Annotated in this window: 22 protein-coding genes; 6 read left to right on the forward strand and 16 right to left on the reverse strand. The window is 55.4% G+C overall.

Annotated features, from left to right (window positions below; genetic code table 11):
• Positions 1-240: 240 nt before the first annotated feature.
• From P1X16_RS13095 to P1X16_RS13105, 3 genes are all read right to left on the reverse strand, one after another.
• A complete protein-coding gene (locus P1X16_RS13095) occupies positions 241-1,068 on the reverse strand; it encodes a hypothetical protein (RefSeq protein WP_277229365.1) in 828 nt (275 codons plus the stop codon).
• 132 nt (positions 1,069-1,200) lie between these two features.
• A complete protein-coding gene (locus P1X16_RS13100; protein ID WP_277229366.1) occupies positions 1,201-2,319 on the reverse strand; it encodes a CoA transferase in 1,119 nt (372 codons plus the stop codon).
• Positions 2,320-2,365: 46 nt separating this feature from the next.
• Entirely contained in the window at positions 2,366-3,100 is a 735-nt protein-coding gene (locus P1X16_RS13105) for a class I SAM-dependent methyltransferase (RefSeq protein WP_277229368.1), read from the reverse strand.
• A gap of 131 nt (positions 3,101-3,231) precedes the next feature.
• Between P1X16_RS13105 and P1X16_RS13110 the strand changes: the two genes are divergently transcribed.
• Positions 3,232-4,245: a Gfo/Idh/MocA family oxidoreductase gene (locus P1X16_RS13110; protein ID WP_277229370.1), complete on the forward strand. Its 1,014-nt coding sequence runs from the start codon at positions 3,232-3,234 to the stop codon at positions 4,243-4,245.
• A 108-nt stretch (positions 4,246-4,353) separates the two neighbouring features.
• Positions 4,354-6,024, forward strand: a complete 1,671-nt coding sequence (locus tag P1X16_RS13115) for a DEAD/DEAH box helicase (protein WP_277229372.1) — start codon at positions 4,354-4,356, stop codon at positions 6,022-6,024.
• 66 nt (positions 6,025-6,090) lie between these two features.
• On the opposite strand, the gene P1X16_RS13120 is transcribed toward P1X16_RS13115, so the two are convergent.
• The 7 genes from P1X16_RS13120 to P1X16_RS13150 form a co-directional block, all read right to left on the reverse strand.
• Entirely contained in the window at positions 6,091-6,681 is a 591-nt protein-coding gene (locus tag P1X16_RS13120; RefSeq protein ID WP_277229373.1) for a YdeI/OmpD-associated family protein, read from the reverse strand.
• Between the two features lie 164 nt (positions 6,682-6,845).
• Positions 6,846-7,772: an NAD(P)/FAD-dependent oxidoreductase gene (locus P1X16_RS13125; protein ID WP_277229375.1), complete on the reverse strand. Its 927-nt coding sequence runs from the start codon at positions 7,770-7,772 to the stop codon at positions 6,846-6,848.
• Between the two features lie 126 nt (positions 7,773-7,898).
• Positions 7,899-8,837, reverse strand: a complete 939-nt coding sequence (locus P1X16_RS13130; protein ID WP_277229377.1) for a 1,4-dihydroxy-2-naphthoate polyprenyltransferase — start codon at positions 8,835-8,837, stop codon at positions 7,899-7,901.
• Positions 8,838-8,939: 102 nt separating this feature from the next.
• Positions 8,940-9,518 carry a glutathione peroxidase gene (locus P1X16_RS13135; protein ID WP_277229379.1) on the reverse strand — a complete coding sequence of 193 codons (579 nt, stop codon included), beginning with the start codon at positions 9,516-9,518 and terminating at the stop codon, positions 8,940-8,942.
• Between the two features lie 181 nt (positions 9,519-9,699).
• Positions 9,700-10,281: a TIGR00730 family Rossman fold protein gene (locus tag P1X16_RS13140; RefSeq protein ID WP_277229381.1), complete on the reverse strand. Its 582-nt coding sequence runs from the start codon at positions 10,279-10,281 to the stop codon at positions 9,700-9,702.
• A 176-nt stretch (positions 10,282-10,457) separates the two neighbouring features.
• Entirely contained in the window at positions 10,458-12,251 is a 1,794-nt protein-coding gene (argS, locus tag P1X16_RS13145; protein WP_277229383.1) for an arginine--tRNA ligase, read from the reverse strand.
• A gap of 554 nt (positions 12,252-12,805) precedes the next feature.
• Complete coding sequence (locus P1X16_RS13150; protein WP_277229385.1) at positions 12,806-13,780, reverse strand: arginase; 975 nt, start codon at positions 13,778-13,780, stop codon at positions 12,806-12,808.
• A gap of 358 nt (positions 13,781-14,138) precedes the next feature.
• Here P1X16_RS13150 and P1X16_RS13155 point away from each other — a divergent pair, with 358 nt between their 5' ends.
• Positions 14,139-15,536: an arginine decarboxylase gene (locus P1X16_RS13155; RefSeq protein WP_277229386.1), complete on the forward strand. Its 1,398-nt coding sequence runs from the start codon at positions 14,139-14,141 to the stop codon at positions 15,534-15,536.
• Positions 15,537-16,369: 833 nt separating this feature from the next.
• Here the strand turns inward: P1X16_RS13155 and P1X16_RS13160 are convergent.
• Positions 16,370-16,885 carry an HAD family hydrolase gene (locus P1X16_RS13160; protein ID WP_346771246.1) on the reverse strand — a complete coding sequence of 172 codons (516 nt, stop codon included), beginning with the start codon at positions 16,883-16,885 and terminating at the stop codon, positions 16,370-16,372.
• Positions 16,886-17,056: 171 nt separating this feature from the next.
• Between P1X16_RS13160 and hemG the strand changes: the two genes are divergently transcribed.
• The gene (gene hemG / locus P1X16_RS13165; protein ID WP_277229389.1) at positions 17,057-18,424 is read left to right on the forward strand and encodes a protoporphyrinogen oxidase; all 1,368 of its coding nucleotides are present in this window, start codon (positions 17,057-17,059) and stop codon (positions 18,422-18,424) included.
• 96 nt (positions 18,425-18,520) lie between these two features.
• On the opposite strand, the gene P1X16_RS13170 is transcribed toward hemG, so the two are convergent.
• The 4 genes from P1X16_RS13170 to P1X16_RS13185 are packed head-to-tail and all read right to left on the reverse strand — an operon-like array spanning position 18,521 to position 21,641.
• Positions 18,521-19,375, reverse strand: a complete 855-nt coding sequence (locus tag P1X16_RS13170; RefSeq protein ID WP_277229391.1) for a DUF4097 family beta strand repeat-containing protein — start codon at positions 19,373-19,375, stop codon at positions 18,521-18,523.
• Positions 19,372-20,241, reverse strand: a complete 870-nt coding sequence (locus P1X16_RS13175; protein WP_277229393.1) for a hypothetical protein — start codon at positions 20,239-20,241, stop codon at positions 19,372-19,374. The genes P1X16_RS13170 and P1X16_RS13175 overlap by 4 nt, the downstream gene beginning before the upstream one ends.
• Positions 20,189-21,106, reverse strand: a complete 918-nt coding sequence (locus tag P1X16_RS13180; protein ID WP_277229395.1) for a HEAT repeat domain-containing protein — start codon at positions 21,104-21,106, stop codon at positions 20,189-20,191. The genes P1X16_RS13175 and P1X16_RS13180 overlap by 53 nt, the downstream gene beginning before the upstream one ends.
• A 10-nt stretch (positions 21,107-21,116) precedes the next feature.
• The gene (locus tag P1X16_RS13185; RefSeq protein ID WP_277229564.1) at positions 21,117-21,641 is read right to left on the reverse strand and encodes an RNA polymerase sigma factor; all 525 of its coding nucleotides are present in this window, start codon (positions 21,639-21,641) and stop codon (positions 21,117-21,119) included.
• 438 nt (positions 21,642-22,079) lie between these two features.
• Here P1X16_RS13185 and P1X16_RS13190 point away from each other — a divergent pair, with 438 nt between their 5' ends.
• On the forward strand, positions 22,080-22,868 hold the full coding sequence (locus P1X16_RS13190) for a polyprenol monophosphomannose synthase (RefSeq protein ID WP_277229397.1): 789 nt from the start codon (positions 22,080-22,082) through the stop codon (positions 22,866-22,868).
• A 63-nt stretch (positions 22,869-22,931) separates the two neighbouring features.
• Complete coding sequence (locus P1X16_RS13195) at positions 22,932-23,861, forward strand: TerC family protein (protein WP_277229399.1); 930 nt, start codon at positions 22,932-22,934, stop codon at positions 23,859-23,861.
• Positions 23,862-24,124: 263 nt separating this feature from the next.
• On the opposite strand, the gene P1X16_RS13200 is transcribed toward P1X16_RS13195, so the two are convergent.
• On the reverse strand, positions 24,125-26,284 hold the full coding sequence (locus P1X16_RS13200; RefSeq protein ID WP_277229401.1) for a biosynthetic peptidoglycan transglycosylase: 2,160 nt from the start codon (positions 26,282-26,284) through the stop codon (positions 24,125-24,127).
• Between the last annotated feature and the right edge of the window lie 117 nt (positions 26,285-26,401).

Raw genomic sequence — 26,401 nt, forward strand, 5'->3', positions numbered from 1 at the left:
AAACAGGCCGTTGTACTGAGCGCGGGCCGAAGCCTCTTGCAGGCTGATGTCGTCAAAGTAACGGTCATGCTGAGCGCAGCCGAAGCATCTCGCGTGCTGAGGTTGTGGTACTAAACTCAACGAGTCGAGCGAGATGCTTCGGCTCCGCTCAGCATGACCGATATAGTTTGGCAACATCAGCACGCGAGATGCTTCGGCTGCGCTCAGCATGACCGTTACTTTACGTAGACACTGCTTTCACTAAAGAATATGGTGTAGCTGCTGCTCGTGGGAGAAGCTGAAACCTACTTTACTTGGGCGGCTAACCTGCTGGTTTTCCAGCTTTTGCTTCACCGATATTTTCTGAATATCGTCGAGCGGCGGCGCTATAAGGTCGTTGTTGACGGCGGCAATCATGGCGCTTTCCACAAATAGCTTCATGCCTTCAGCCGTCACCACGTTATCCGACATATCGTTGTCAGGTAGTTCGAGCTGCTGCACGCCTTCCAGGAAGTAGTGGTTGTCGATGTTGATGAGCAAGCGCCCGACTAAGTAGCCCGGGTCATTCATACGCTGGTACTTGATGCTGTCGGCCATGAAGTTGTAGGCCATGATGTGCCCGAAGAACCGGCGCCGGAAATCAGCCTCCACATACTTGGTGGGCATCGGGCCGTAATCCTCGGGGAAAGTAACGATGTTGGAGTGCATGACGAACACCAGCAAGTCGCCGGAGAACCGGATGTGGAACTCCATGTCGTTGATGGGGCGGTACTCGATGATGACTGTGGAATCGACGGGCGTGATTTTCCGGCTCAGCTCCACTACCAGCTCCTGCGTCACCTTGCGCAGCAAGTCGAACGTGGACATGGTGTTGCGGTAGATGGACTGTTTGGCCGAAGATTTCTGCTTGAGGCCCTCGAAAATCTGGTCGAGGCGGTCGGCGGGCGCATCGGCGGGCTCACCGGCAGCGTTTGGGGCCGCATTGTCGGTGTTGGTGGAGCCGGTGGTAGCGGGTGCCTGGGGCGCACCGGGCGTACCGTCGTCGGTTTGAGTGTCGATCAGGACGGGCTCTTTCTTCTTTCTAGCCATGCAGTAAGAGAATAACGCACCACAGCAAGCGGCGGCACGATAAGTTGAATCAGGAAATTAACTTAAGCAAGTACTATTCACCTACGCAAAGTAGTAAACCAGTAGTTTCAGTTGCTGGGCATCTTCTACGCATCAGGGCAATGCCGGAGGCGCCGACAACCGCTCAGCCACCGGCCAACTGCTACTCTGAAAAGCCACGGTGCGCAGCCCGGGGTGCGCAAACTCAGTGGTTGGCGGCAGCAACATATCTTGCGCCGACTCATGGCTCAGGGCCTCTCCCACGGTACGTACGGCGCCCGCTGGCACCAGCCGCTGCTCTAGCTCTTGTAGCAAGGGAGTGCCACTCACTGCGGCTATTCTTTCGCGCAACAGTTGCTCTAGTTCCGTACGGTGTGCTACACGGGCGTTGTTGGTGGCAAAGCGTGCGTCCAGAGCCCATTCTGGTCGGCCTAATACAGTACACAGATGCTGAAACTGCCGGTCTGCGCCTACGGCTAGCAACAGCCGCACGCCATCCGCTGCTTCGTACACGGTGCCATACGGAACTATGCTCGGGTGGCCCGACCCCAACGGCTGTGGGTCGTTGCCCGTCACGAGGTAGGTGGCGGCTTGATTGGCCAGCGAGGCCAAGGCACTGTTCAGCAACGACACTTGCACTAAAGAGCCTGTGCCCGTTTTCTCACGTTGGTAAAGCGCCGTCAGCAGCCCTTCTTTGAGTTGATGCGCGGCCAGCAAATCAATCAGGGCTACTGGCATTTTAAGCGGTTCTTGTCCGGGCAAGCTATTTAGGTGCATGAAGCCGGCTTCTGCTTGCAGCACCGCATCGTAGCCAGCCCGCGCCGACGCAGCCCCATAGCCCGTGAGGTGGCCGTAAATCAGGCGTGGATTAAGGCTAGCCAGCGTGGTGTAGTCCACGGCGAGCCTTTCGGCGTCGCCGGGCTTGTAGCTTACCAGCACAATGTCGGCACGGGTGGCGAGGCGGTGCACTTCGGCAAGCCCCTCGGTAGTAGTCAAGTCCAACACCACGGACTGCTTGCCCCAATTGGCACAGCTGAAATAGGCGGAAACGGTGGTGCCTTGAGGCTCTGTCGGAGTGCGCCAGGAGCGGGTAACGTCGCCAGCGGGCGGCTCCACTTTCAGCACCTCCGCCCCGAGTTCGGCAAAGAATTGCCCCACCTGTGGTCCGGCCAGTACCGAGGCAAGTTCAAGAACAAAGAGACCCTGGAAAGGTAGCGTTGAGAGTTCAGGCATACGCAAAGATGCAGCACGACTTTCGTATCGGCGGATAGCACTTGTCTTAGCTTACTTTGCCTAACCGCAAAAACACCGGAAACCGCACCTCCCGCTCCTGCTGGCCCCACAGCTGCGTCAGTTGCTCGGCAATGAGCAGCACCGGGTCTTGGCCGTGCTGCTTTTCGTACTTCACTACGCTCGACCAGGTGCGCAGGTAGTTCAGAAACCACTCCGCCGACCACTGCCGCTGCACCAGAAACTGCGCGTGCTGCACCTCCTCGAACGGAAACGGAATGCGCGCATATTCATCGTCGATGTGCCACCGGTTTTCGTCCCAATACGGCCGCATCGTTTCCGAATAGAACTGTCGGATAAGCGGGTCCAGGTCTTCATACACTTGCACTAGGCCATAACCCCATTCGGCCACCGTGGCGTCCGCACAAGTTACGCGGCGCACTTCCTGGTTGAAGGCTTCAGTATCGAACCAGTGCACGGCCTGCCCAACCGTCACCAAATCCACGGAAGCGGCTGCTAGGGGCGTGTGTTCGGCTGGCGATACTTGGTAGGTGATGTTGGGGCGCACAGGGGCCTGCGCCAATTGGGCAGCACTGATGTCAGTGGCGTGTACGTGCGCGAAATGCTCGGCCAGCACCACGGCCACTTGCCCGTTGCCGGTGGCACAGTCCCATGCCTGCCCGCGGCGCGCTGTATGGGCCAGTAGAAACACGTACAACTCCGGCGGATAATCGATGCGGTAACGGGCGTAGAGTTCGGCTTGGGCAGAGAAACGGTCGAGCATGAGGCAGTTGATGATTAACAATAAATAGTAAGTAACGGAAACGCAGGACTGCCGATATTGGGCCGACCGGAAAAAGTGGAAGTAATAGCCACAGGTGCCCTGAAAACAATCAACAACCAGCATTCAACAAAATGACCCCTATTCAAACTGGTTTGCTCGCCTACGGTATGTCGGGGCGGATATTTCACGCGCCTTTTCTGGCCGCGCATGCTGGCTTCGAGCTACGGGCCGTGGTGGAGCGCAGCCGCAAGCAGATGCAGGCCACCTATCCGCACGTTATCAGCTACGACAGCGTACCAGACCTGCTCAATGACCCGGCTATTGAGCTAGTCGTGGTGAATACACCCAATGATTCGCATTTCAGCTTGGCCATGGATGCCTTGCGGGCCGGCAAACATGTGCTTATTGAAAAGCCGGTAGGCACTTCGGCCGCCGACATTGATGCGCTGTACGCATTGGGCCGCGAAATGAATCGCCATGTGTTTGGCTACCAGAACCGGCGCTGGGACAGCGACTTTATGGCCGTGCGGCAAGTGGTAGAAAGCGGCCAACTTGGGCAGTTGATTGAAGTTCATATCCGCTTCGACCGATACAAAGCAGCCATCCATACCAAAGTCTTCAAGGAAGAACCCACCACGCCGGGCGCCGGCCTCAACTACGACCTAGGGCCGCACATCCTCGACCAAGCCCTCAGCCTGTTTGGCCCTCCTGCGGAGTTTCGCAGAACGTTCGGCAGCTTCCGCCCCAACTCACGCGTGACCGACTACTTCCAGGCGCATCTGCTTTACCCTAGTGGCCTGAACGTATATCTGACCACTAGCTTGCTGGTAGCCGACCCTGGCCCGGCCTACGTGCTGCACGGCACCCGTGGCAGCCTACGCAAAGGCCGCACCGACGTGCAGGAGCCTCAATTAGATGGGGGCCTTTCGCCGCTGGCTGACACGTACGGAGTTGAACCTGCGGAGGCCGCTGGCACCCTCACGTTGATGAACGAGGCCGGCGAAAAAACTGTTAGTATCCTAGAGCCATTGCGCGGCAACTACATGGGCTTATTCGAAGCGGTGTACCAAGCAATACGTGCGGGGCAGCCGTATCCAATTACGGAAGAAGACCTCCGGACGCAACTGGAGATCCTGCAATCATAAGCTGAGCGTTGCCGCCGCCGTTTCTCGTATCTTTGTTACAGGAATACAAGCGGTTCAGCTGACCGGGAAAGCAAGGTCAGCCATTTATTCATCTTAATTAGCTACACCTTGACGTTTCACGAGTTCAACCTCCACGACGACCTACTGGCCGGCGTGGACGCCATGAATTACCAGAATGCCACTCCTATTCAGGAGCAAGCCATTCCCAAAATTATTGAAGGAAAAGACCTGATTGCCTGCGCGCAAACGGGCACCGGCAAAACCGCCGCGTACCTGCTGCCGCTACTCGACAAGATTTCGCACGCCAAGCACGGCACTACTTCCACCCTCATTTTGGTGCCCACGCGCGAGCTGGCCACCCAGATCGACGAGCAAGTAACCGGCTTTGGCTACTTTGTAGAAGCCAGCAGCATTGCCATCTATGGCGGCGGCAAAAGCGAGAACTGGGAGCAGCAGAAGCGCGCGCTCACCAGCGGCGCCGACATCATCATTGCCACACCGGGCCGCCTGATTGCGCACCTGCAAATGGGGTACGTGAAGTTCGACACCCTGAAGTATCTGGTGCTCGATGAGGCCGACAAGATGATGGACATGGGCTTCTCTGATGACATCTTGAACATCGTGCGTCAGCTGCCTAAGCAGCGGCAGACGCTGCTGTTCTCGGCCACCATGCCCAACAAAATCCGGGACTTCTCTAAGCAGATTCTGCAAGACCCCGAGGAAATCCGGCTGGCTGTATCCAAGCCCGCGGCGGGCATCGACCAGCAGTTCTATATGGCCTTCGACCGCCAGAAGATCTATCTACTTGAGCACATTCTTAAAACGCAGGATGTGCAAAGCATGGTACTCTTCACTAGCCAGAAAGCAGCAGTAGCCGGCATCGTGCGGGCTATTAGCAAGCTCGGCTACGAAGCCCACGGCATTTCGTCGGACCGTACGCAGGAGGAGCGTGAGCAAATCATGCGCGAGTTCAAGAACAAGAAGTTTCCCATCCTCGTGGCCACCGACGTGCTGAGCCGCGGCATCGACATCGACTCACTGAGCCACGTGGTGAACTACGACATCCCGCGGGCCGCTGAGGATTATGTACACCGCATTGGCCGTACGGCCCGCGCCGCCACCAAAGGCACGGCCATTACTTTCATTGCCGACCAAGACCAGGATCGGGTAGTGAAGATTGAAAAGCTCATCGAGCGCGAAGTAGAAAAGCAAACCATCACCGAGGAGCTAGGCTTGGGCCCTGCTCCGGAGTTCGACCCCAAGCGCTTTGCTGGCCTGCACGGCAAAGTGGGCGGTCGGCCCGAACGGGGGGGCCGCTCCGGCGGGGGTAACCGCGACCGAGGCCCACGTCCGGAAGGCGACCGTGGCCCCCGCAGCGGTGGCCGCGACGGCAACCGCCCGGCCCGCTCCGGTGCTCCCGACCCCAAGGACCCCAAGCACCAGGAGCGTATAGCCAAAGCCCAAGCTGCCTTAGCGGCCCTGGATGCCGGCCAAGCGCCAGCTATTCCCTATGAGCGCCCACCTCGTGCGCCCCGGCCAGAAGGTGAAGCTAGAGAAGCGCGTCCACCGCGTGAACCTCGGGCCCCTCGCCCCGAAGGCGAATCGAAGGAAGGCGTAAGCCAAGCCCGAGAGCCCCGCGCCGAAGGACAGGAAGGCCAGCGCCGCCGCAAGCGGGGTGGCCGTAACCGCGGAGGCCGCGGCCCACGCCCGGAAGGCGGAGCAGCCAGCACGGCATCCGAGGCACCAACAGCAGCTCCTGTAACTCCAAGTGCAGAGTAGGTATCAAAAAGCAAAAGCTCCCGATAAATCGGGAGCTTTTGCTTTTTAGGGTTGAGCCAGAAAATTTCACTTGTAGTAAGGACTAGCCTTTTTGTTTTCAGCGGCGGAAGCTACCGTTGCCTGCACCCGCTGGGCACGGGTCTCGGCGCGCTTAGCACTGGAAATCCACGCCAGAATGTTTTTCTGCGCTGACGGGCTGAAGGCCGCAAAATACTGCTGAGCAGTTGGGTTTGCCTGTAGGGCTTCGGCTAGGTCAGCAGGAACAAGTTGTGCGTCGCTGTCGGTGAGGGCATCCCAAGAGCCGTTTTGCTTGGCGACGTTTATTTTCAGCAAGCCGGCTTCCTGCATGCGCCCTGCTGCTATGAGTTTGGCTACTCGCTCCTTGTTTGGCTTCGACCACACGCTTCGCGGTTTGCGCGGCGTGAAAAGAATCATAGACCGCTCGCCGTCGAGGCGGCGGGCTTGGCCATCAATCCACCCGTAGCAAAGGGCTTCCTCCACGGCATCTTCATAACTGACGCGGGGTTTGCCACTCGCCTTTTTATAATACACCAGCCAGATTCCGGACGAGCTAGTGTAGTGTTCGGTCAGCCACTGCCGCCATTCCGAGCAAGTCAGCGGGTGAAAAGTCGCAAGTTGGTCGAGGACGTTGGCCATATCTAGAGCTGTATTAAGGCAATTAGCAGCTTGTTCCCAACAAGAGTAAGAATTTTAAAATAGTTAATAAATAGCCGCTCGGTATAGAAACGCGAAGTGTCGCGTCTCTACACCGGAAAGACACTCCAGGAGGGTTTTCACAACTTCACAGCGTAGCACGCTTGCTACTCCTGTAGTGCGACAACTTGGCTGTATATCCCCTGCTGTATCAGCTCCTTGTTGATCCAAGCGGCTGCTTTGCTGCCATTGGCTATGGCTGAGGCAACCTGCCGCATGAGTGTTGTGTTGTCGCCGGCGGCAAACAACCCGGGCACGTTGGTTTCTCCAAACTCGGTGGCTTGGATAAGGCCCATATCGGTAAGAGTGCACCCAAGCTTAGCGGCCAAGTCGCTGTGTTGACGGAACGGAACGCGGGCAAAAGCGGCTTCCAACGCATGCGAGGCACCATCGGTAGTGCGCACCGCGTACAGGCGGCCGTTGTGATGCTCTAGCTCAGCTATCGGCATTTCTACAACCTGAATATTACGCGCATGCATAATGGCTGCTTGCTCGGCAGTGAAATCAGCAGGGCCATTGGTAAACAGCACCAAGTCGCGGCTCCAGTTGTAGATGAGATTTACCAATTCCGCTGCCATGTTCCCGTTGGCGAGGAGCCCGATTTTCTGGCCGTGCACCTCGTAGCCGTGGCAATACGGGCAATGCAGCACCGAAATGCCCCAACATTCGGCAAAGCCCGGAATAGGTAGCATCTCGTCTTTCAGCCCGGTAGCCAACAGCAGCTTGCGGCTCTGGAACACCTGACCTGCCGCAGTTGTCACTTCAAACCCGTCTTCTACGGCTGTAGCTCCTACTACCGTAGCAGTTTGCAGCTTCACCGTTGGATAGTGTAGTACCTGCTCCCGGGCAATGGCCGCCATAGCAGCAGGCGTTTCGCCGTCGCGGGTTAGGAAGTTATGTGAATGGGGCGTTTGGCGGTTGCAGGGTTGGTTGTTGTCGAGTACAAGTACATGGCGTAAGGAGCGCCCTAGTGTCATGGCGGCGCTTAAACCGGCATTGCTTCCGCCTACTATAATAACGTCATATGGATTCATGTTTTTTCTTTTAATGCAACAATGATGCAATATACCCCATCTATACAACATGCAACTATGTTGCAAATAAAATTCAAACCTAAAAAAACCGGCCGTAGCCGGTTTCTCTTCTGCTATCTAATTCACTTACAGGACTTGCCCTATCCCGAAGAGCAATGTAAATACTAGCGTGCTTAGCGCCATTTGCTTGAGCAGCGGGTCGAGCTGCATGGAATCCTGGCGATGCCACACGGCACGGGCATTGAAAAGCAACAGCGGAGCCGCCAGGACAAACAGCCACTGCCACACCGAATGATACGACAGCGCCACGTACACCACCGCACAGCCAAAGCCAAGCAGCAGCAGCAGCCAGTGGTAGCGGCGGGCATGCGCCGGGCCTAATCGTACTGGAATGGTGATTTTGCCGGCTAGCTCGTCGGAGCGAATGTCGCGGATGTTGTTTACGTTGAGCACGGCGGTGGCAAAGCAGCCTAGCGCCGCCGCTGGCAAGAGTACACTCAGCGGCAACGTGCGGGTTTGCAAGAAATAGGTGCCGCACACGCCCACTAGGCCGAAGAAGATAAACACCGACAGGTCGCCGAGGCCCGCGTAGCCGTAGGGCTTCGAGCCCGCCGTATAGTTTACCGCAGCCCAGATAGCAGTTAAGCCCAGCACGAAAAACGTAGCGAAGATCCAGGCACCCGCCGTGCCTAGCGCGACCCACAACAGCGCCAACCCGCTCAGCAACGAAAGCAACCCAAAGAGCCCCATGCCGCGCTTCATCTGCTCGGGCGTGATGGCGCCGCTCTGCACTGCCCGTTGCGGCCCTTCGCGGTGCACGCTATCCGCGCCGTTTTGCGAGTCGCCGTAGTCGTTGGCGAGGTTGCTCAGGATCTGGAGCAGAATGGTGGTGAGGGCCGCTAACCCCACTACTTCGCCCCGGAACTGACCGTGGGAGGCCGCCAGGAAACCACCTGTAAGAATGCTAGCCAGCGCCAAAGGCAACGTACGTGGCCGGAAAGCGGAAACCCAGGCCTTGGCTGGGCTGATAGGTGCAACAGGAGAACTAGTGTTGGAGGAAGCCATAACAGGATAAAAAGCGTCATCCTCGGTTGTGGCTTTTTATCCGGCAAGCGTCAGATCAAAAGCCACAACCGAGGATGCAAAGGTACTGCGTAATGCGGGTGATTACTTCAATATAGCGGCCACCAATTCTTCGCTCATCGGCTTCACCTTCGACGGATAGAAGCCCACTACATGGCCCTGCTCGTCAACGAGGTACTTGCAGAAATTCCAGCTTGGGGCGTCGCTCACGGCGCCGTTCTTGGCCTTGTCAGACAGGAATTTGTAGAGGGGTGCCGTGTCGTCGCCTTTCACTGATATTTTCGAGAAGAGCGGGAAGGTTACGCCGTAGTTTTTCTCGCAGAAGCTGGAAATCTGCTCGTTGGTACCGGGCTCTTGGCCGCCGAAGTTGTTGGCCGGAAAGCCGAGTACCGTCACCTTGTCGCCGTGCTTTTTGTAGAGTTCCTCTAGCTCCTTGTACTGCGGTGTGTAGCCGCACTCCGAGGCAGTATTCACGATGAGCAGCTTCTTGCCTTTGTACTGGCTTAGCTTCACATCTTTGCCATCAATGGACTTAACGGTGAAATCGTACACGGTGGCAGCAGCAGTGGTTTCGGTCATGGCAATGGCGCTAGTGGTGGGTTTGGAAACAATGGAAGAAAGGCCACAGGCGGCCAATACACCAAGCAGTAGTAAACTTTTCATATCACAGAAGTTGCAGATTGTTGATTGATGACGCTAGCTGTACCTCGCACTAGGAGTTCGGCAGCTCAACAAAGAAACCTGGATTTCAGCAGTAAACCGCGCAGTGGCCTCCAAGTTTGTTTGCAGCTAAGTCTACTGCTTTAACTTGGCATTTCGGTGGCAAACACACATGAAACGACGGTCAGGTTGTGCTCGGGCTTAGCCACTTGGGCACTTCTACGGGCACATACGCCAGCATCTGGTCGATGATGCCATTGGGAGTGGGGTTGCTGAGCAGTTGCTGGCGGTTTTCGCCGCGGAGCAGGCCTTCCTGCACCATGTGGTCGAGGGCGCGGAGCAGGTGGTCGTAGTAGCCTTCCACGTTGAGCAGCCCAATGGCCTTGCGGTGCAAGCCGAGTTGGCCCCATGTCAGGACCTCGAATAGTTCTTCGAGCGTGCCGTAGCCGCCGGGCATGGCTACAAATCCTTCGGCCAAGTCAGCCATCAGTAGTTTGCGCTCGTGCATGGTTTTCACGATGTGCAGCTCCGTTAGGCCGTTGTGAGCTAACTCCTTTTTGGCCAAAAAATCGGGGATGACGCCAATGGCCTTGCCGCCGTGCTGCATGACGCTGTCGGCCACTGTGCCCATCAAACCCACGCGGCCCCCGCCGTACACCAGCGTCATGTTGCGCTCGACCAGTACACGGCCCATTTCATGCGCCTGCTGCGTGTAAATTTCATTTGTTCCGGCACTAGAACCGCAATAAACGGCAACGCTTTTCATAGGAGGTTATTTTTAACAGGTCGAAGCATGCTAACTTCTTCCTCTTTGTAATTAAAACTTCAATGAAGCAAACAAGCCCTTGCTGAGTACATAACCAGCAAGGGCTTGCTTGTTTAGGAAACCTTCGGCAAGAGCAGGAGAACAGCTTTCCGCTTCGCCGTAGGAAGTGAACAGCGTTACATCCGCTCTGGAACCTGAATGCCGAGCAAGCCCATGCTGTTCTTGATGGCGCGGGCAGTTTGGGCAGAAAGCGCAACGCGGAAGGCCTTTTTAGCTGCATCAGGCTCGATGAAAATCGGCACCTCTGTGTAGAAACGGTTGTAGGCCTTGGCCACGTCATAGGCATACTGCGCTACCAAAGCCGGCGACTGCGCGCGGGCAGCTTCGGCCACCACGGCGGCATAGCGACCTAGCTCCTGAATCATTTCCCGCTCGGTATCGTGCAGCTCCGAGAGGCTGGTTAACGACGCATCAACGCCTACTCCTTGCTCGGCGGCTTTGCGCAGGATGCTGGAAATACGGGCGTGGCTGTACTGAATGAACGGGCCGGTATGGCCTTCCAGACTCACCGATTCCTCGGGGTTGAAAAGCATCCGCTTCTTGGGGTCCACTTTCAGCAGGTAATACTTGAGCGCGCCCAAGCCGAGCATGTGGAACAGTTGCGCGGCTTCCTCTTCCGAGAGACCTTCGATTTTGCCTTTTTCCAGCGTGGCTTGCTTAGCGGCTTCCACCACTTCGCGCACCAGCTCGTCGGCGTCTACCACGGTGCCTTCCCGGCTCTTCATCTTGCCCGAAGGCAGGTCTACCATGCCGTAGCTGAGGTGATAAATAGCATCGGCGTAGGGCTTGCCGAGCTTGGCTAGCACCGCCTTCAGCACCTGCATATGGTAGTTCTGCTCGTCGGCAATAACATACACGGACAGATCATAGTGGAAGTCTTGGTACTTCAGCTCGGCCGTGCCTAGGTCTTGGGTGATGTACACGGAGGTACCGTCGGCGCGGAGCAGCAGCTTCTCGTCGAGGCCTTCGGCTTGCAGGTCCACCCACACCGAGCCGTCTTCCTTCTTGAAGAATACGCCTTTCTGCAAGCCCTCTTCCACCCGTTCTTTACCCAGCAAGTAGGTCTGCGACTCGTAGTAAAACTTGTCGAAATCGACGCCGATGTTCTTGTACGTCTCATCGAAGCCTTCGTACACCCAGCCGTTCATCTGTTTCCACAGGCCCACCACCTCTTCGTCGTTGGCTTCCCACTTAAGCAGCATGTCCTGTGCTTCCAGCATCATGGGTGCTTTGCGCTTGGCTACGTCGGTGGCCACGCCTTCGGCTTCTAGCTGCTTTATCTGCTCGCGGTAGTGCTTCTCAAACAGAACATAGTATTTGCCCGCGAGGTGGTCGCCTTTGATACCAGCGCTTTGGGGAGTTTCGCCGTGGCCGTACTGCTGGTACGCCAGCATCGACTTACAGATATGGATGCCCCGGTCGTTGACGAGGTTAGCTTTGGTAACCGTGGCGCCGGTGGCCTTTAGAATTTCGGCCACCGAGTAGCCAAGGAAGTTGTTGCGCAAGTGCCCGAGGTGCAGGGGCTTGTTGGTATTCGGCGATGAATACTCTACCACCACGTTCTGTGGGCCACCCGTGGCTACGGGCGCATCGGCCGGCAACTGGCGCAATTGCTCGAATACAGCTAGCCACTGCGCGTCGGCAATTTCCAGGTTCAGGAAGCCCTTTACTACGTTGAAGCCCTTCACGGCTGGCTCATTGGCCACTAGCCACTCCCCTACTGCCTGCCCAATTTGCTCGGGGCCTTTGCCTAGGGATTTGGTGAACGGGAACGTAACGAGCGTAAACGAGCCCGCAAAGTCTTTGCGCGTGGGCTGCAATACCAGTTGGGCGGCGGGCACCTCGGTGCCAAATACATTTTGGAAAGCCGCGCCAAGCGCGGTTTTGAGGTTCTGTTCGAGTTGTTGCACGGAAAAGCGGAACGCTTAAAAGAAGCTAAAACAGCTTCGGGAAGATGAATTTTAGGAGACGAACTACGGATGAGGCGTAAGCTGCATCTTGCACCACAGGCTATCAGGAACCGTTTTATAGTTCCGCGCCCGGTTGGTGTAAGTGGCTTACGCTATAGTCGTCGTTGATTTTGGCTCCTGAAAATCGGCTTCATAAACAGTATATGGGTTGCCACGCCGGGCTTCCACTGCCGCAAAGGTAAAAACCCCGGCCGGATAGCCCGGAAAAAGATGATATAAGCTGCAAGCCGCTCTCCCAGTGCTTGCTCATATTGACTCTCCTTAAAAAAAGTCGAATACAATACCCCTCAACGCTGGCTTTCCAACTAGAACAGTCATGCTGAGCGCAGTGCAACGAAGCCGAAGCATCTCGCTAGTGTGGTATATACTACTCCTGCATCAGCACGCGAGATGCTTCGGCTGCGCTCAGCATAACCGGTTTTACTGTTAACTATCAACTTGTGCAGATAAGTCTTTCGAAATGCTTGTTGAGCAGCTGCTAGACCCTAACACTACTACCTACTCACGACCTCCTCCATGCGCAGACGGCGCTCAATGGCTTCAGTAGCTTTTTCCAAGATGTTGAAAGCGTTGTTTGCCATGGTGTTTTCGATATCGAGCGTGGGATTAATTTCGCCCATCTCGAAGCACACCACCCGCTCGTTTTCCAGCAAGTCCTGGCACAGGTTTTCGCCTTCCGACAAGTACAAGCCATCGGCAACGGGCGTACCGGTGCCCCGGCTGAAACTCGCGTCGAGGCTGTCTACGTCAAATGAAATGTAGACCATGTCGCAGAAGCGCAGGTGCTCATAGATTTCGCGGGTGAGCTGGCGGGAGCCTTTCTGCTGAATCTCGGGCAGGCGAATCCAGCGAATGCCCAAGCGCTCAATCAAGGCTTCTTCTTCGGGCTCGGTGTCGCGGACGGCTACGTATACCAGGTGTTCGGGGCGCAGGCGCGGGCCGGGCACGCTCAGGTTTTTTAGGCGCTGCCAGAAAAACTCGGTTTCCTCGTCGGGCTGCTGGCGCTGGCACTCGCGGTTGTCTTCGGCCAGAGACGCGGCCAGAGGCATGCCGTGCACGTTGCCTGAGGGTGTGGTGTAGGGCGAGTGGATGTCGGCGTGGGCATCAATCCAGATAACGCCTAGCGTTTTGTGCGGGTAGGCGGCCTTGATGCCGGCAATGGTGGCGTTGGCGCTGCTGTGGTCGGCGGATAGCACTAGCGGAAACTCTCCGAAGCGCAATGTCTGCTCGACGGCGCTGGCCACGGCCCGTTGCACGGTATAAATCGAATCGATGTGGCGGGCGTACGGAAACTGGTTGGGCTCGAAGAGCACATGGTTTAGGTCGGGCACGACAACCGAGTTAAACCGGCGGAAGTAGTCGCACCCTTTGTTGAGACAAGCCACCTTCAGGGCATCAACGCCCATACTGGCGCCTCGGGTACCGGCTCCGAGTTCGGACCGCACTTCCAAAAGCTTGATGCGTCGCATATTACATAGCAGAAAAAAAGTTAGAGTGGTTTATATGCTGGCCGATTGACAGCGGGACACGGCCCGGTCAGGCTTGGCGCCAACGGACCTTCCGCCGGGACCAACGAACTTAGCACAACCAAAACCCCATGGGAGGGGTATCTTTGCGGGTCGCAAGTTCGACAAAAGCCGTCGAGTTTAGAAATTCAACCTCAACGGCAATTTCCTACTTTTTCATCGGTCACCTTGCGCTTGCAAATGATCTTATTATTACCCGCAGAACAAGTCTTGGCAACGGCGTGTTCACGCGGGAGAAAGTCATGTGGCAACTGTTGAGGATAACAGCTGCCCTTATAAAAGCCTCCCCTAAACCCCTTCAATGGATACTTATCACGACCTGATTTCCCAAACTTTCGACTTCCCGAGCCAGGAGTTTAGCGTAGAGCAGAACGAGCTACGCTTCCACGACATCGATCTGATGGCTCTCGTAGAAAAGCACGGCACACCGCTGCGTATTGCCTACTTACCCCGCATAAGCTCCCAAATTCAGCGCGCCAAACAGTGGTTCAAAGAAGGAATCGAGCAAACTGGCTACCAGGGACGCTACTCTTATGCGTATTGCACCAAGGCGTCGCACTTTTCCTTTGTGGTAGAAGAAGCGCTCAAGAACGACGTGCACATCGAAACTTCGTCGTGGTTTGACATCAGCATCATTCGGGCCATGCACGCCAAAGGCAAGGTCTCCAAAGATACGTTCATCATATGCAACGGCTTCAAGCCCGAGGAATACAAGCGTGATATCACCGACCTCATTAACGATGGGTTTGTGAACTGCATGCCTATTCTGGATTCGCCGAACGAGGTGCAGTACTACCACGACCACGTGCGGGAAAAGTGCAACCTCGGAATGCGCCTGGCCTCCGACGAGGAGCCACGCTTCCAGTTCTATACCTCGCGCCTTGGTATCCGCTACGCCGATGCTATTCCGCTGTATCAGCAGCGCATCAAGGATGATCCGCGCTTCGAGTTGAAGATGCTGCATTACTTCATCAATACGGGCATCAAGGACACGTCGTACTACTGGTCGGAGCTGAGCCGCTTTGTGCACAAATATTGCGAGCTGCGCAAGGTGTGCGACACACTAACCACCATTGACATCGGCGGTGGCCTGCCCATCCAAACCTCGATTCAGCCCGAGTACGACTACCCCTATATGATTGCCGAGGTGCTGCGTACCATCAAGCGCATCTGCGGAGAAGAGGGCGTGCCAGAGCCCGACGTTTTCACTGAGTTCGGCATCTTCACGGTGGGCGAATCGGGTGCTACTATCTATTCTATTCTGGATGAGAAACTTCAGAACGACAAAGAGTTGTGGTACATGATTGATGGCTCGTTCATCACTAACCTCCCCGATACGTGGGCTCTGAACCAGCGCTTCATTATGCTGGCTCTCAACGGCTGGAACAAACAGTACAAACGCATTCAGCTCGGCGGCCTTACCTGCGATTCACAGGACTATTATAATGCCGAGAAGCATATATATCAGGTTTTCCTGCCCGAGCGCAAGCCAGCCGACGAGAAGCCGCTGTACGTAGGCTTCTTCCACACCGGTGCTTATCAGGAGAGTTTGAGCGGCTACGGTGGCATCAAACACTGCCTGATTCCGGCTCCTAAGCTAGTAATCTTGGATCGGGACGAAGAAGGCAACCTAACCGACCGTGTATTTGCGGAAAAACAGGATAGCGCTTCGATGATGCGCATCTTAGGTTATCAATAAATAAAGTAGTTGATTTTTCCAGCGGGCTGGTTTGGCTGTCCCGCTGGAAAATCCTATTTTTGAGGCTGATCTTCTTTTATAAAAATCTAATTCAACTACTTGATGATGAAAAAGCTACTCCTTTTGGCTTCCGTAGCCGTTTTGGGTTTGAGCGCATGCAACAAAACGCACTGTCCGGCTTATTCTAGCACGAAAGCCGCCAACCGCGTCTCTACACCTATCACGGCCTCCACGGCTACTACTCCAGCAGCCCGTCAGTAAGCCCGAGTAGAAATACTATTCCGAGTTTCGGAACCTAAAAAGGTCAGCTTCTGCTTTATGCGGAAGCTGACCTTTTTCTTTTGGTACTTTGTTGGTATCTTCAGAAGGTCAGAACAATTTCGAGGGTTTGTTAACGTTACCTCCACAGAAAGCGTTACTATATAGCGTTTTGGCCTAACACGAACATTAAAAAAATTGCATTTATATATGAAAACAGCTCTGCTTTTTGTTGCCTTAGGCCTTGCTGGTCTTAGCTCTTGCACCACCAAATGTCCTGCTTACAGCAGCACTAAACCCGCTACGCAGGTTGCTTCGCCAGTTACGGCGAGCGTCGCTCAACCCACTGTAGCGCGGCAGTAAAAGTCACGTCGTTACGTAAAGCAGAAAGCCGACTTCTCGTTGTAGAAGTCGGCTTTCTGCTTATGGGGAGTTATGAATTGGTTGCTCTCATATACAAGAGCCATAGGCTGTAGCACGAAGCCTGAGCTTCGCGTTTCGTGGAACGATTGACAATGCTACGACGTGGTTTCAGTCGTGCAACTATGCGCGAAGCTCAGGCTTCGTGCTACAGCCTACGAACTTAATATTAGCTGCACAGCCGCTGGCAAATCTTTCACTCGCGGTTGATATTGCACCACTTCTTCTTCGCCGACGAGGATGCTGCGCACGCCAGCCTTTCTACCAGCTTCCATATCCCGGTACCGGTCGCCGACCATCCAGCATTGCGCAGGGTCGAGGTGGAAACGAGCAAGTCCTTTCTCTAGCATCAACGAATCGGGCTTGCGGAGCAACGACTCCGAAACGCTCGGATGGGCTGGTGCGAAATACAGCGCATCCAGCAAATTGCCACAAGCCGCTTGCAGTTTAGCATGACAGGCGCGCACGTCGGCTGCGGTGTAGAGGCCTTTGGCAATACCTGCTTGATTGGTAACCACGATTAGGTAATAGCCTGCCTGCTTGAGTTGCGCCAGACTTTCGGGCACTCCTTCCATGACAACAAACTTATCTGGCTGCCACACATAATCCCCGATTTCGTGGTTCAAGACGCCGTCCCGGTCCAGGAAAACGGCTTTGTTGGTAGCAGGCATGGCGCTGGGTTGGTGAAACGCGGAAGTTTGGTCGTAAACGAAGCGCGAATTTGGTTGTTTTCTTTGTTCTGTGACGGAAAGCTTCCGCCTCAGAACGAAATGTAGTGCAGCTTTGCATTCGGCACTGTTAATACCTCCTTCGTTCGCCGTTTTATCACTCACCACTTCCCCATGACCATAGCTATCCTAGGCGGCGGTATTTCGGGCCTCACACTGGCATGGCAGCTTCAGAAAGCCGGCATTGCCTACGATTTATTTGAAGCCGAAGCCACGCCGGGTGGCTCGCTTGCCTCGGTGCAGCACCAAGATGGGTATTTGCTCGAAACTGGCCCCAACTCGTTGCAACTAAGCGACGAACTGCTGGAGCTAATTACCGAGCTAGACCTAACCGACGAAATTCAGGATGCGGCCGAAGTAAGCAAGCACCGCTACGTGCTGCGCAATGGCCGTTATCAGCAACTGCCTAGCTCACCGCCCGCTCTGCTTACCAACGGTTTTTTCAGTTGGAAAGCAAAGTTCAACATCCTGCGGGAGCTGAACCGCCCTGCCGCCCCACTGGACCCCAACGAAACGGTAGCCGCTTTTTTTCGCCGCCGCTTCGGACCCGAGATTGTCGACTACGCCGTCAATCCCTTCATTTCCGGTATCTATGCCGGCGACCCGGCACAACTCTTAATTCACAAGACGTTTAGCAAAGTGGCGGCTCTAGAGCAGCAATACGGCTCGGTGTTGCGCGGCTTGGCTAAATCCGGGGGTAGTGCCGGGCGGCGCCGCATTATCACGCTGCGCAACGGCATTCAACACCTTACCGATACGTTGGCGGCACGCCTCACCCACCGTCACCCCGGCCAGCGAGTGCAGGCCTTGCACCGAACCGCCGATGGCCGCTACCAGGTACACACCTCGGCGGGCTCCAACGGCGGCTTTGCCTACGATGCGGTAGTACTATCGTTGCCGGCTTTTGCGGCTGCCCCTTTGCTACAACCGCACTTCCCGGAAGCGGCGGCGGCGCTAGCGGCAGTACAATACCCTCCCATGGCTGCTGTATATACCGCCTACCGCCGCGAGGATGTGGGCCACCCACTCAACGGATTTGGGGCGCTCAACCCTAAGGTGGAGCGTCCTTACGCTGCGGGCAGCATCTGGACCAGTTCTATCTACCCCAACCGGGTACCCACCGGGCAGGTGCTGTTCACCACTTTTGTGGGCGGCTCGCAATACGAAGAGCATGCCCTGCAACCGGAAGCCGCGCAAAAAGCGGCGGTGCACGAAGAGCTGAGCCGCTTTTACGCCATCAAAGCGGCGCAACCCCTCTGGCAATACCGATACCTCTGGAAAAAGGCCATTCCGCAGTACGACCAGCACATTGTAGCCGCTCACGACACGACTGATGCGCTGCAAACACAGGGCATTTGGAGCGTGGCCAACTGGCGCGGCGGCGTAGGCGTGCCCGACTGTATCCGCCACGCCCGCACTGTTGCTAAGCAGCTTATAGAGAGCAGCAAGCAGTTGAAACAGCAGCCGTTGCCCTCAGCTTAAAACAGCACATCCTCCGAGCCAGAGCGTGCTTGCAACAACTTCATTGTTGTCGTTGGCACCCTGCTAGCGTGGAGGATGTACTGCTTCGAGCGGGTTCTACTTCGCCTTGCGGATATAGATGTTGCCGTGCAGGGTCTTCATCATGATTTCGGCACCGCCCCCGTTGATTTTCCCGTAGGTCCAATTGTCGACGGTCACGCGGGACATGCCTCCCTGGTTGGTGCGCGCCACGTTGGCGGCGGTTTTCTCAGTTACCAGGTCGAAGTCGGAGTAGATGTCCCCGTAGTCGGATTTGAGCTTCAGTCCTGCTTTGGCAGTGCTTGGCAGCGTGATATCAACTTGGCCATTCACGGTAGAAAAGGCCATAGGAGCACCAGCAGTTACATTTTTGAACGTAGCTTTTATCGCGCCGTTCACGGTGTTGGCCACGGCCGAACCCGACACTTGGTTTAGCTGAATGGCGCCGTTGACATTGCTGACTTCCAATTCGCCCGCCACGTTTTCAACCGTAATGTCGCCGTGTTGCACCGTGCCGACTTGCAACGAGAACCGCTGGGGCACTTTAATCACCAAATCGATGGGGTTCTTCCAGGAATTGGTTTTGATGGACACCTCGTTGTTGTTTTCGTCGGCGGTGAGGTCGAAGCTGTTGCTGGTTTCTATGCGTTTCATGCCCGCCGCAGCAGCTGGAGCGTTCCGGTTCGACTGGCGGCCGGCGCGGGAAGTGGCGTCAATCACCACGTCCTTACCGCTGTAGCCTACCACGGTAATCGAGCCGCCGACTAGCTTCACGCTCACTAGGCCAGGTTTGCCAGGGTTGCTAAGAGCCACCACAATTTGTTCTTTGTTGGTCGTCTGGGCCGCAGCCGGCAGCGAGGCGCCAAGCAGCATCGTTAGGCAAAAGCTTCCTATAAGGTTGCGCAAGGTGGTTGATGTATAAGGGGTATTCATTTGGGTTGCTGTTTGATGGTTACGCTGCCATTGATGGTTTCGAAGCGGAAATCTTTACCGCCTTTCCCCAACCGCAGGACTGTATCCTTGGTGAGTTTGTATTGGGTGCCGCCGCCAGCACTTTCTTTGTTTTGGGTGACTTGCACGGGCAGCGTTTCCGCATTCGGAAAGTCAGTGTATAGCTCGCCGTGCATGGCTTTGAAGTGAATATCCGCCGACAAATCTGCGGGGTAGGTCACCTTGATTTGGCCGTTGATGGTGTTGTAGGACGATGGGCCGGGCGGGTTGGCGGCGTAGGTGGCCTCCAGGTTGCCGTTGATGGTGCGGGCTTTAGTGGCGCCTTTTATGTTGCGCAAAGTCACGGGCCCGTTCACGTTGTAAGCATTCATCTTACCCGTGACATCCTGCACCAGCACAGCCCCGTTGTTTACAGTCGATACGTGCAGGTTCATCTGGTAGGGCACCTTTACCACGTAGTTGAAGGTATAGCGGTACTCGATGTCCTGGTGGTTGATGTTCTGGTTGCGCCGTGGCCGCGAATCGAACGGCGCTTTCATGTAGGCTATTAGGCTGTCGTTGCGCTGAATGAAGTCGAGTTGTGCCTCCTTCTTGCCTACTTCCAGCGTTTGGGCGTCATCGGCCCGGATGATTTTCGTGACTTCAATTACCACTTTGTTGCCAGCGTAGCCTTGCACGCTCACGGCCCCGTCGATGTTGTACAAGGCAAAGGTGTTGCGGCTGGCATCGGTCGTCAGCGTGAACTCCTTGCTGATTTGCTCTTTAGACTCACTTTTTTGGGCCCACAACTGGCAGCTAGACAATAGTACGAGCAGCCCGATCAGGCCGGGGATGATGGAGCGTTTCATGGTAGGTCTTGGGAGTTGAGATGGAAGATTTGGTAGGCTGCCCGTCCGACAATGACTTCAGGCTTTCTTGGATTTTGCTTTTCACGGCCTCGTTCAGGTCAGGCTGGGCCAGCAGGCGGCGCAACGGCTGCACCGAGCGTTTGTCTTGCAGTTGCACCATCACATCGGCCAGTGCCGATTGCACCAGCGGCGACTCCTGCTGCGGCAAGGCCTGCACCAGCCCAAGCCGTACGGCTGGGTCGTAGGCCAGGGCTGCCAAAGCTTCCAGCGTAGCGAGGCGCACGTTCACGTTCTCGTCGTGGTTTAGTGTGCTTAGCAGCGCCTCCACTACTCTTGGGTTAGCACTGCTTAGCTCTTTGGTGTAGCTCACGGCCCGTAGGCGCTCGGTAGCCGACGGATTTTCGATGAGCGTGAGCAGCATTACCTGCTGCATTTTCTCTACTTGCTTGCTCAGCGAGGCAAGTTGCTGCTGGTCGGTGCTCGTGGATGCATTGCGGTTGGTGAGCCACCACCCGGCTGCCAGCCCTACCCCTACTAAGCAGAGGCTATACGCCAGTTGCACCACGGGCCGCGGTATCACCAGCGCCTGCAACCACTGCCGCAGACCAGCTAACGAGTATTTGGAGGCAGCCGTTTCTTCCTCTTTGTAAGAAGCCAGCATCGAGTAGAAGGCTGGGCGCATATTTTCGCTTGGCTCTGGCACCCGTACGCTAGCGAGCGTGTGCCACATATGCTGCATGGTTTCAAGCTCCTCCTGGCACGCCGGGCAATGCGCCAGGTGGGCCCGCAAGGCGTCCTGCTCCGCCGCTGGTAGCTGCTGGTTCAGGTAGTCGATCAACTTATTTTCAGCTTGTTCGCAATTCATGACCTTCCCTTCAATTTTCAATTCGCAGGTATATTTTCTTTAGCTCGTTCATGGCCCGGTGCACGCGGACTTTCACGGCGCCTTCGCTGGTGTTCAGTACTCGGGCTATTTCCTCGTACTTCAACTCCTGAAAGCGGCTTAGCACCAACACCTCGCGGTTATCGGGGCTTAGCTTTTCCAAGGCGCGGTGCAGGGTAGCTACTTCCTGCTCCTTTTGCAGCCCCTCATCGGCATGGGCGCCGCCGCTGATTTGTTCGGCCAGGTCGGCTACGTCGGTGTGGTGGGTAGCGTGCCGGTTTTTCTTGACGTGGTCGGCCAGTACGTTGCGGGCCAAGTGGTACATCCAAGACCGAAACTCACCCTCCCCCGTGTAGGTATGGCGGTACTTGAGCATGCGGTAAAACACGTTCTGCACCAAGTCTTCGCTGGCGTCGGCCCGCCCGAGCATATGGTAAAGAAAACCGAATAGCTTGCGGTGGTAGCGCTCGAAGAGCAAGCCCATCCGGTCTACTTCCCCGGCCTTCACCCGGAGCATAAGCGCGTTGTCTGATAGCGAATCCAACCCGATGAGAGTGAGTTTTTTGAGGTATTTGATTGTGGACACCGCACCACTTGGAGAAGGTTACAGCAAAGCAGCAATTAATTTTTCCGAGTTGAATTGCAGTTTGCGGTACACTTGGAATTTAAAAGCTTTTCCAGGCTGTTAAGCAGGAAAATACCAGTTTTGCTTTCCCTGCAAAAAGCATTTGCCCGTTCCTCAAGAGCTTTATTTACACTTTAATTCCGACGGAAATTGCAACCTGTGTTGTTCACAGGTGTATCATAAGAGAAACACACGCTATCCTCTTCCTTATCAGCTTTTCCTCTGGTTTTCTGCGTGTTCAGACTATAAGACCGAACTCGACGCTATACCTACTCGCAAAGTCTGCTTTCTTGTGTATTTGTACTCATATCTAACTTCTATCTTTGGCCAATGAATGATGGGCTCGTCTTGATTCCAACCTATAATGAGAGAGAAAATGTAGAGTTAATTCTCCGCAAGGTCTTCTCATTGTCCAAGGCATTCGACGTGCTTATCATCGATGATAGTTCGCCGGATGGCACGGCTGCTATTGTGCGGAGCTTGGCTGCCGAGTTTCCGAACCAACTGTTTCTGGAGGAACGCAAAGGCAAGCTCGGGTTGGGCACGGCCTATATCCACGGCTTCCGCTGGGCCTTAGCGCACGGCTATCAGTACATCTTCGAGATGGATGCCGACTTCTCGCACAATCCTGAAGACTTAGTGCGCCTCTATGATGCCTGCGCCCACCAGGGTTACGACCTCGCCATTGGCTCACGCTACATTCAGGGCGTCAACGTAGTGAACTGGCCCATGGGCCGGGTGTTGATGTCGTGGTTTGCTTCAGCCTACGTGCGCTTTATTACCGGCATGCCCATCATGGATGCCACGGCCGGCTTCAAGTGCTACACGGCCCGTGTACTGCGCACCATCCAGCTCGACCGGATTCATTTTGTAGGCTACGCTTTCCAGATCGAAATGAAATGGCTGGCATACAAATACGGTTTCCGCATTAAGGAGGTCCCAATTATCTTCACCGACCGTACGCGGGGCACATCCAAAATGAGCAAGGGGATATTTAAAGAGGCGTTTTGGGGAGTTATCAAGATGAAAATTGATAGTTGGTTCCGCCGCTTCCAGCCTGTGCAGCCCACTACTCCGGTATCCGCTTCCGTCGCAACCTCAGCGCCCGAAACCCGGTAAAGCCCGTAGTGTTAGGGTATCCCGCTTGCACTTTGCGGGTTAAGTGTATCTTGCCACCGTCGCATGGAAAACACTCCTCTCTTCTGGGTAGGCTTCAACGCCTTTGTGCTAGGGATGCTCTTGCTCGATTTGCTGGTATTCAACCGCAAAGCGCACGTCGTAAAGATGCGGGAAGCTCTTGGCTGGAGCTTCTTCTGGATTGCCCTGTCGTTGGTCTTCAACTACTTTGTCTACCGCAACATGGGGCGGCAGGCCGGGCTAGAATTCCTTACCGGCTACCTGATTGAGAAGTCGCTCAGCGTCGACAATCTATTTGTCTTTCTGCTGATATTCAGCTATTTCCGAGTACCACCCCAATACCAGCACAAGATACTGTTCTGGGGCGTTTTGGGCGCGCTGGTGCTGCGAGCCATTTTTATTCTGGTAGGAGCAGCTTTGCTGGCCAAGTTCAGCTTTCTGCTGTATGTGCTCGGCGCCTTCCTAGTGTACACGGGCATCAAAATGGCCACGAATGCTGGTGAGCCTGAAATTGACCCGGATTCCAACCCGGTTGTAAAGTTTCTGAGCCGCCACTTGCCCATTACCAGTCAACTACACGAGGGTAAGTTTTTCATTCGCAAAGACGGGCTGCTCTTCGCCACTCCCCTGCTCGTGGTGCTGGTGATGGTGGAAACGACCGACGTTGTGTTTGCTGTCGACTCTATCCCGGCTATCTTGGCCGTCTCCCGCGACACGTTTATTGTATACACTTCCAACGTTTTCGCGCTGCTTGGTTTGAGGGCCCTGTACTTTGCTTTGGAGGGGCTGATGCGCCTTTTCCACTATCTGCATTACGGTCTCTCGCTCATCCTCATTTTTATTGGCAGCAAGCTCCTGCTCTCCGAAGTGTACCATATGTCTATGGGCTTGTCGTTGGGTGTAGTGGGCGTTATTCTGGCGCTGTCTATCGTGGCCTCCTTGCTGTTCCCTAAGCAAGAGGAAGAAACCGCCTAGATTACTCGCTAGAATTCCTGCGTATTCTGGACAAATGATGAGTTGTAGAACAGAACTCGGCTGGAAACCAGTCCCGCCTGCCGCCGAGCCTAGTAGAAGAAGCTTGGTTAAGCTAGCACGATGTTTATCCTAGAGCTGCGCGTGTCACTGAGCATGTAAAAAACAAAGCCTCAATAGCCTGACACCACCCTATAGAAGATGGTGCTGAGCTGTTGAGGCTTTACTGTAGCAGAAGCGCCTTCCGCTAGATCGTACTGCGCGTCTTAAGGCTTTGGAGCTGGGTTCGGCGTGCCGCCACCTGGCGGATCAGTAGGGATATTGGTATTGACTCCTTCATCTGGCGCCTTGCTGCCACCTAGCAAATCAATCAGGTTGAGCGGCTCAAACTCTGTGGAATCGGAAGGTTGCGTGGCACGTACCGTGTCGCGCACGGCGCGGAAAATAGAGCTGTGGGCCCGACCTGGGAAGTTCAAGGAGTAGTCAACGCTCTCATAATCACCCTGCGAAATCAAGCCTTTACTTGCCATGAGCTTAGCAATAAGCCGGTGGAAGTAGCGGGCACTGCTACGCATTTCGCCATACTGGTTGAAGGAACGCTGATAATACTTAGGCCGCGGGATAATGCTGGCCAAGTACAAACTCTCTGAAAGACTCAGATTATCAGGCGACTTATCGAAATAGAATTCCGCTGCCTCACTCGCACCGTATATTTTCGGCCCCCACTCGATGATGTTCAGGTACACCTCGAACATCCGTTCTTTGGAAACTAGGCGGGTGTTTTCCAACAGCCACACAATCAGAGCTTCCTCAATTTTGCGGGTTACCGTTTTCTGCCGGGTCAGAAACACGTTCTTCACCAGCTGCATAGATATGGTACTGCCACCCCGGGCAAAGCGTTTCTCCTTGATGTTCTGGATAGCCGACTTCACAAAGGCCTTTTCCATAAAGCCGCGGTGGGTGAGGAAACGCGGATCCTCGGCCGTCATAATGGCCGCCTTCAGGTAGTTGGACACCTCGTCGTAGCTTACGAACTCTGGGTTGGAAGGCCCCACCGCGAAGGTTTTGATGGAATCTCCTTTGTCGTTGTAGGCAGTGTAGTAGAATTCCTGGTTGAGCTTGTTCAGGTCTTCGCGGCCCATGCGGGTGATGCGGAAGTTCTTTGGCGTCAGCCCTGAGGAGAACTGCAAGCTGTCGAGCTGGTTCATGTCCAGATCGAGGTGCATCCGATACTTGAGGGTGCCTTCGCCTTGCATGCCTGTGAGCGTATTGAACATGTTCTCGGGCAGGGCTGCAAAGAACGTGTTGGCAGGCGTTTCGGCCGATACAATGTCGGCTTTCACCTGCAAGCCCGCCAGCGCCTCGCGGCGGTTGCGCAGGCCATTGATCATCTTACCTACTACGCGCTGGTTGAGGGGCAACTTGCGCACGCTCACCACCGGAAAGAATTCCATGCGGTTGAGCGTTACCTTGGTACCTTCCTCCAGCGCGGCAAACGCTTGGCCCAACCGAGCTACGAAGTCGATGCCGCCGCGTGGGAAGCGCACGTCACGGTCGGAGAGCCGCGGATGGTTCACAATGAAGTTAGCCGCCGAAGCAGTACCGCGCACCGTCAGTTCATCGTCCGACAAATCTTTGTCGGTCAGGCTGAAACGCAGCGTATCGAACTGCACTTTGGCTCCGTAGCGCCGCATCACGTAGGGCAGCGTAACGTGCCGCTTCCCTAGCCCAAACACCTCGGCGTTCAGGGCGTAGTCGCCCGGCTCGATGTGGCCTTGTACTCCCACGCGGTTTTCCACCGAATCAACCACTGCGGTTAGCTCGCCCTGAATGTCGCCGTCCTCAATGGCGAGTTGCGGCATCACAATCCGAGCTTGGTGGCGCGGGCTGCTATAGGTAACAAGGAAATTCTGGAAATTTGCCTCCCCCGGCACATTGTCGAAGCTCGCTTCCAGCAATTGATTAACCAGTAAGGCGTAGTTAGTGCCTTTGGTGGTGTCGCGCGGCACGGCGGGCTTAGCGCCTTTTTTATTGTAGAGAAAAGAGTAGTTGTCGGAACGTTCCGTCTTGCGAGCTGTGAAGCGCGCGTCACTGATTTCGAGGTTGCTGAACACGGGCCGGCCCGCAAACAACGACCGCACGCCCAACGATACCGTCATTTGGCGCGCCTGAAGCAAGGTATCAGCGGGGCTGGATTTGGGCACCAAGCTCATCCCGTCGATACGTACCGTTTTTAGGTTAGTGAAGCGGGCTTCGCCTAGGGTGAGCGTTACGGGGTATTTACGCTCTACTTTCACCTTCACTTGCGCCAGTGCATACGTCAGCAGCGCCTGGCGCTTTAGCAAGAAAACTGTCAGGCCCACGGCCAGCAGCGCCGCGACAATACCAAGGCCGATACCTATTTTTTTCTTTGTTGCTGGAGTCACGCGAACAGTCAGAGAGAAAAGAATTTCGAGCCGTGCCTGGCCAGATTCATGCCAAACCAGCCACCGCCCGAGATACAAAGGTAGCGAAAAAGGCCGCGCCCGTTGAGGCTGCGCGTG

The organism is Hymenobacter sp. YC55, from assembly GCF_029433095.1.
GTDB lineage: Bacteria > Bacteroidota > Bacteroidia > Cytophagales > Hymenobacteraceae > Hymenobacter.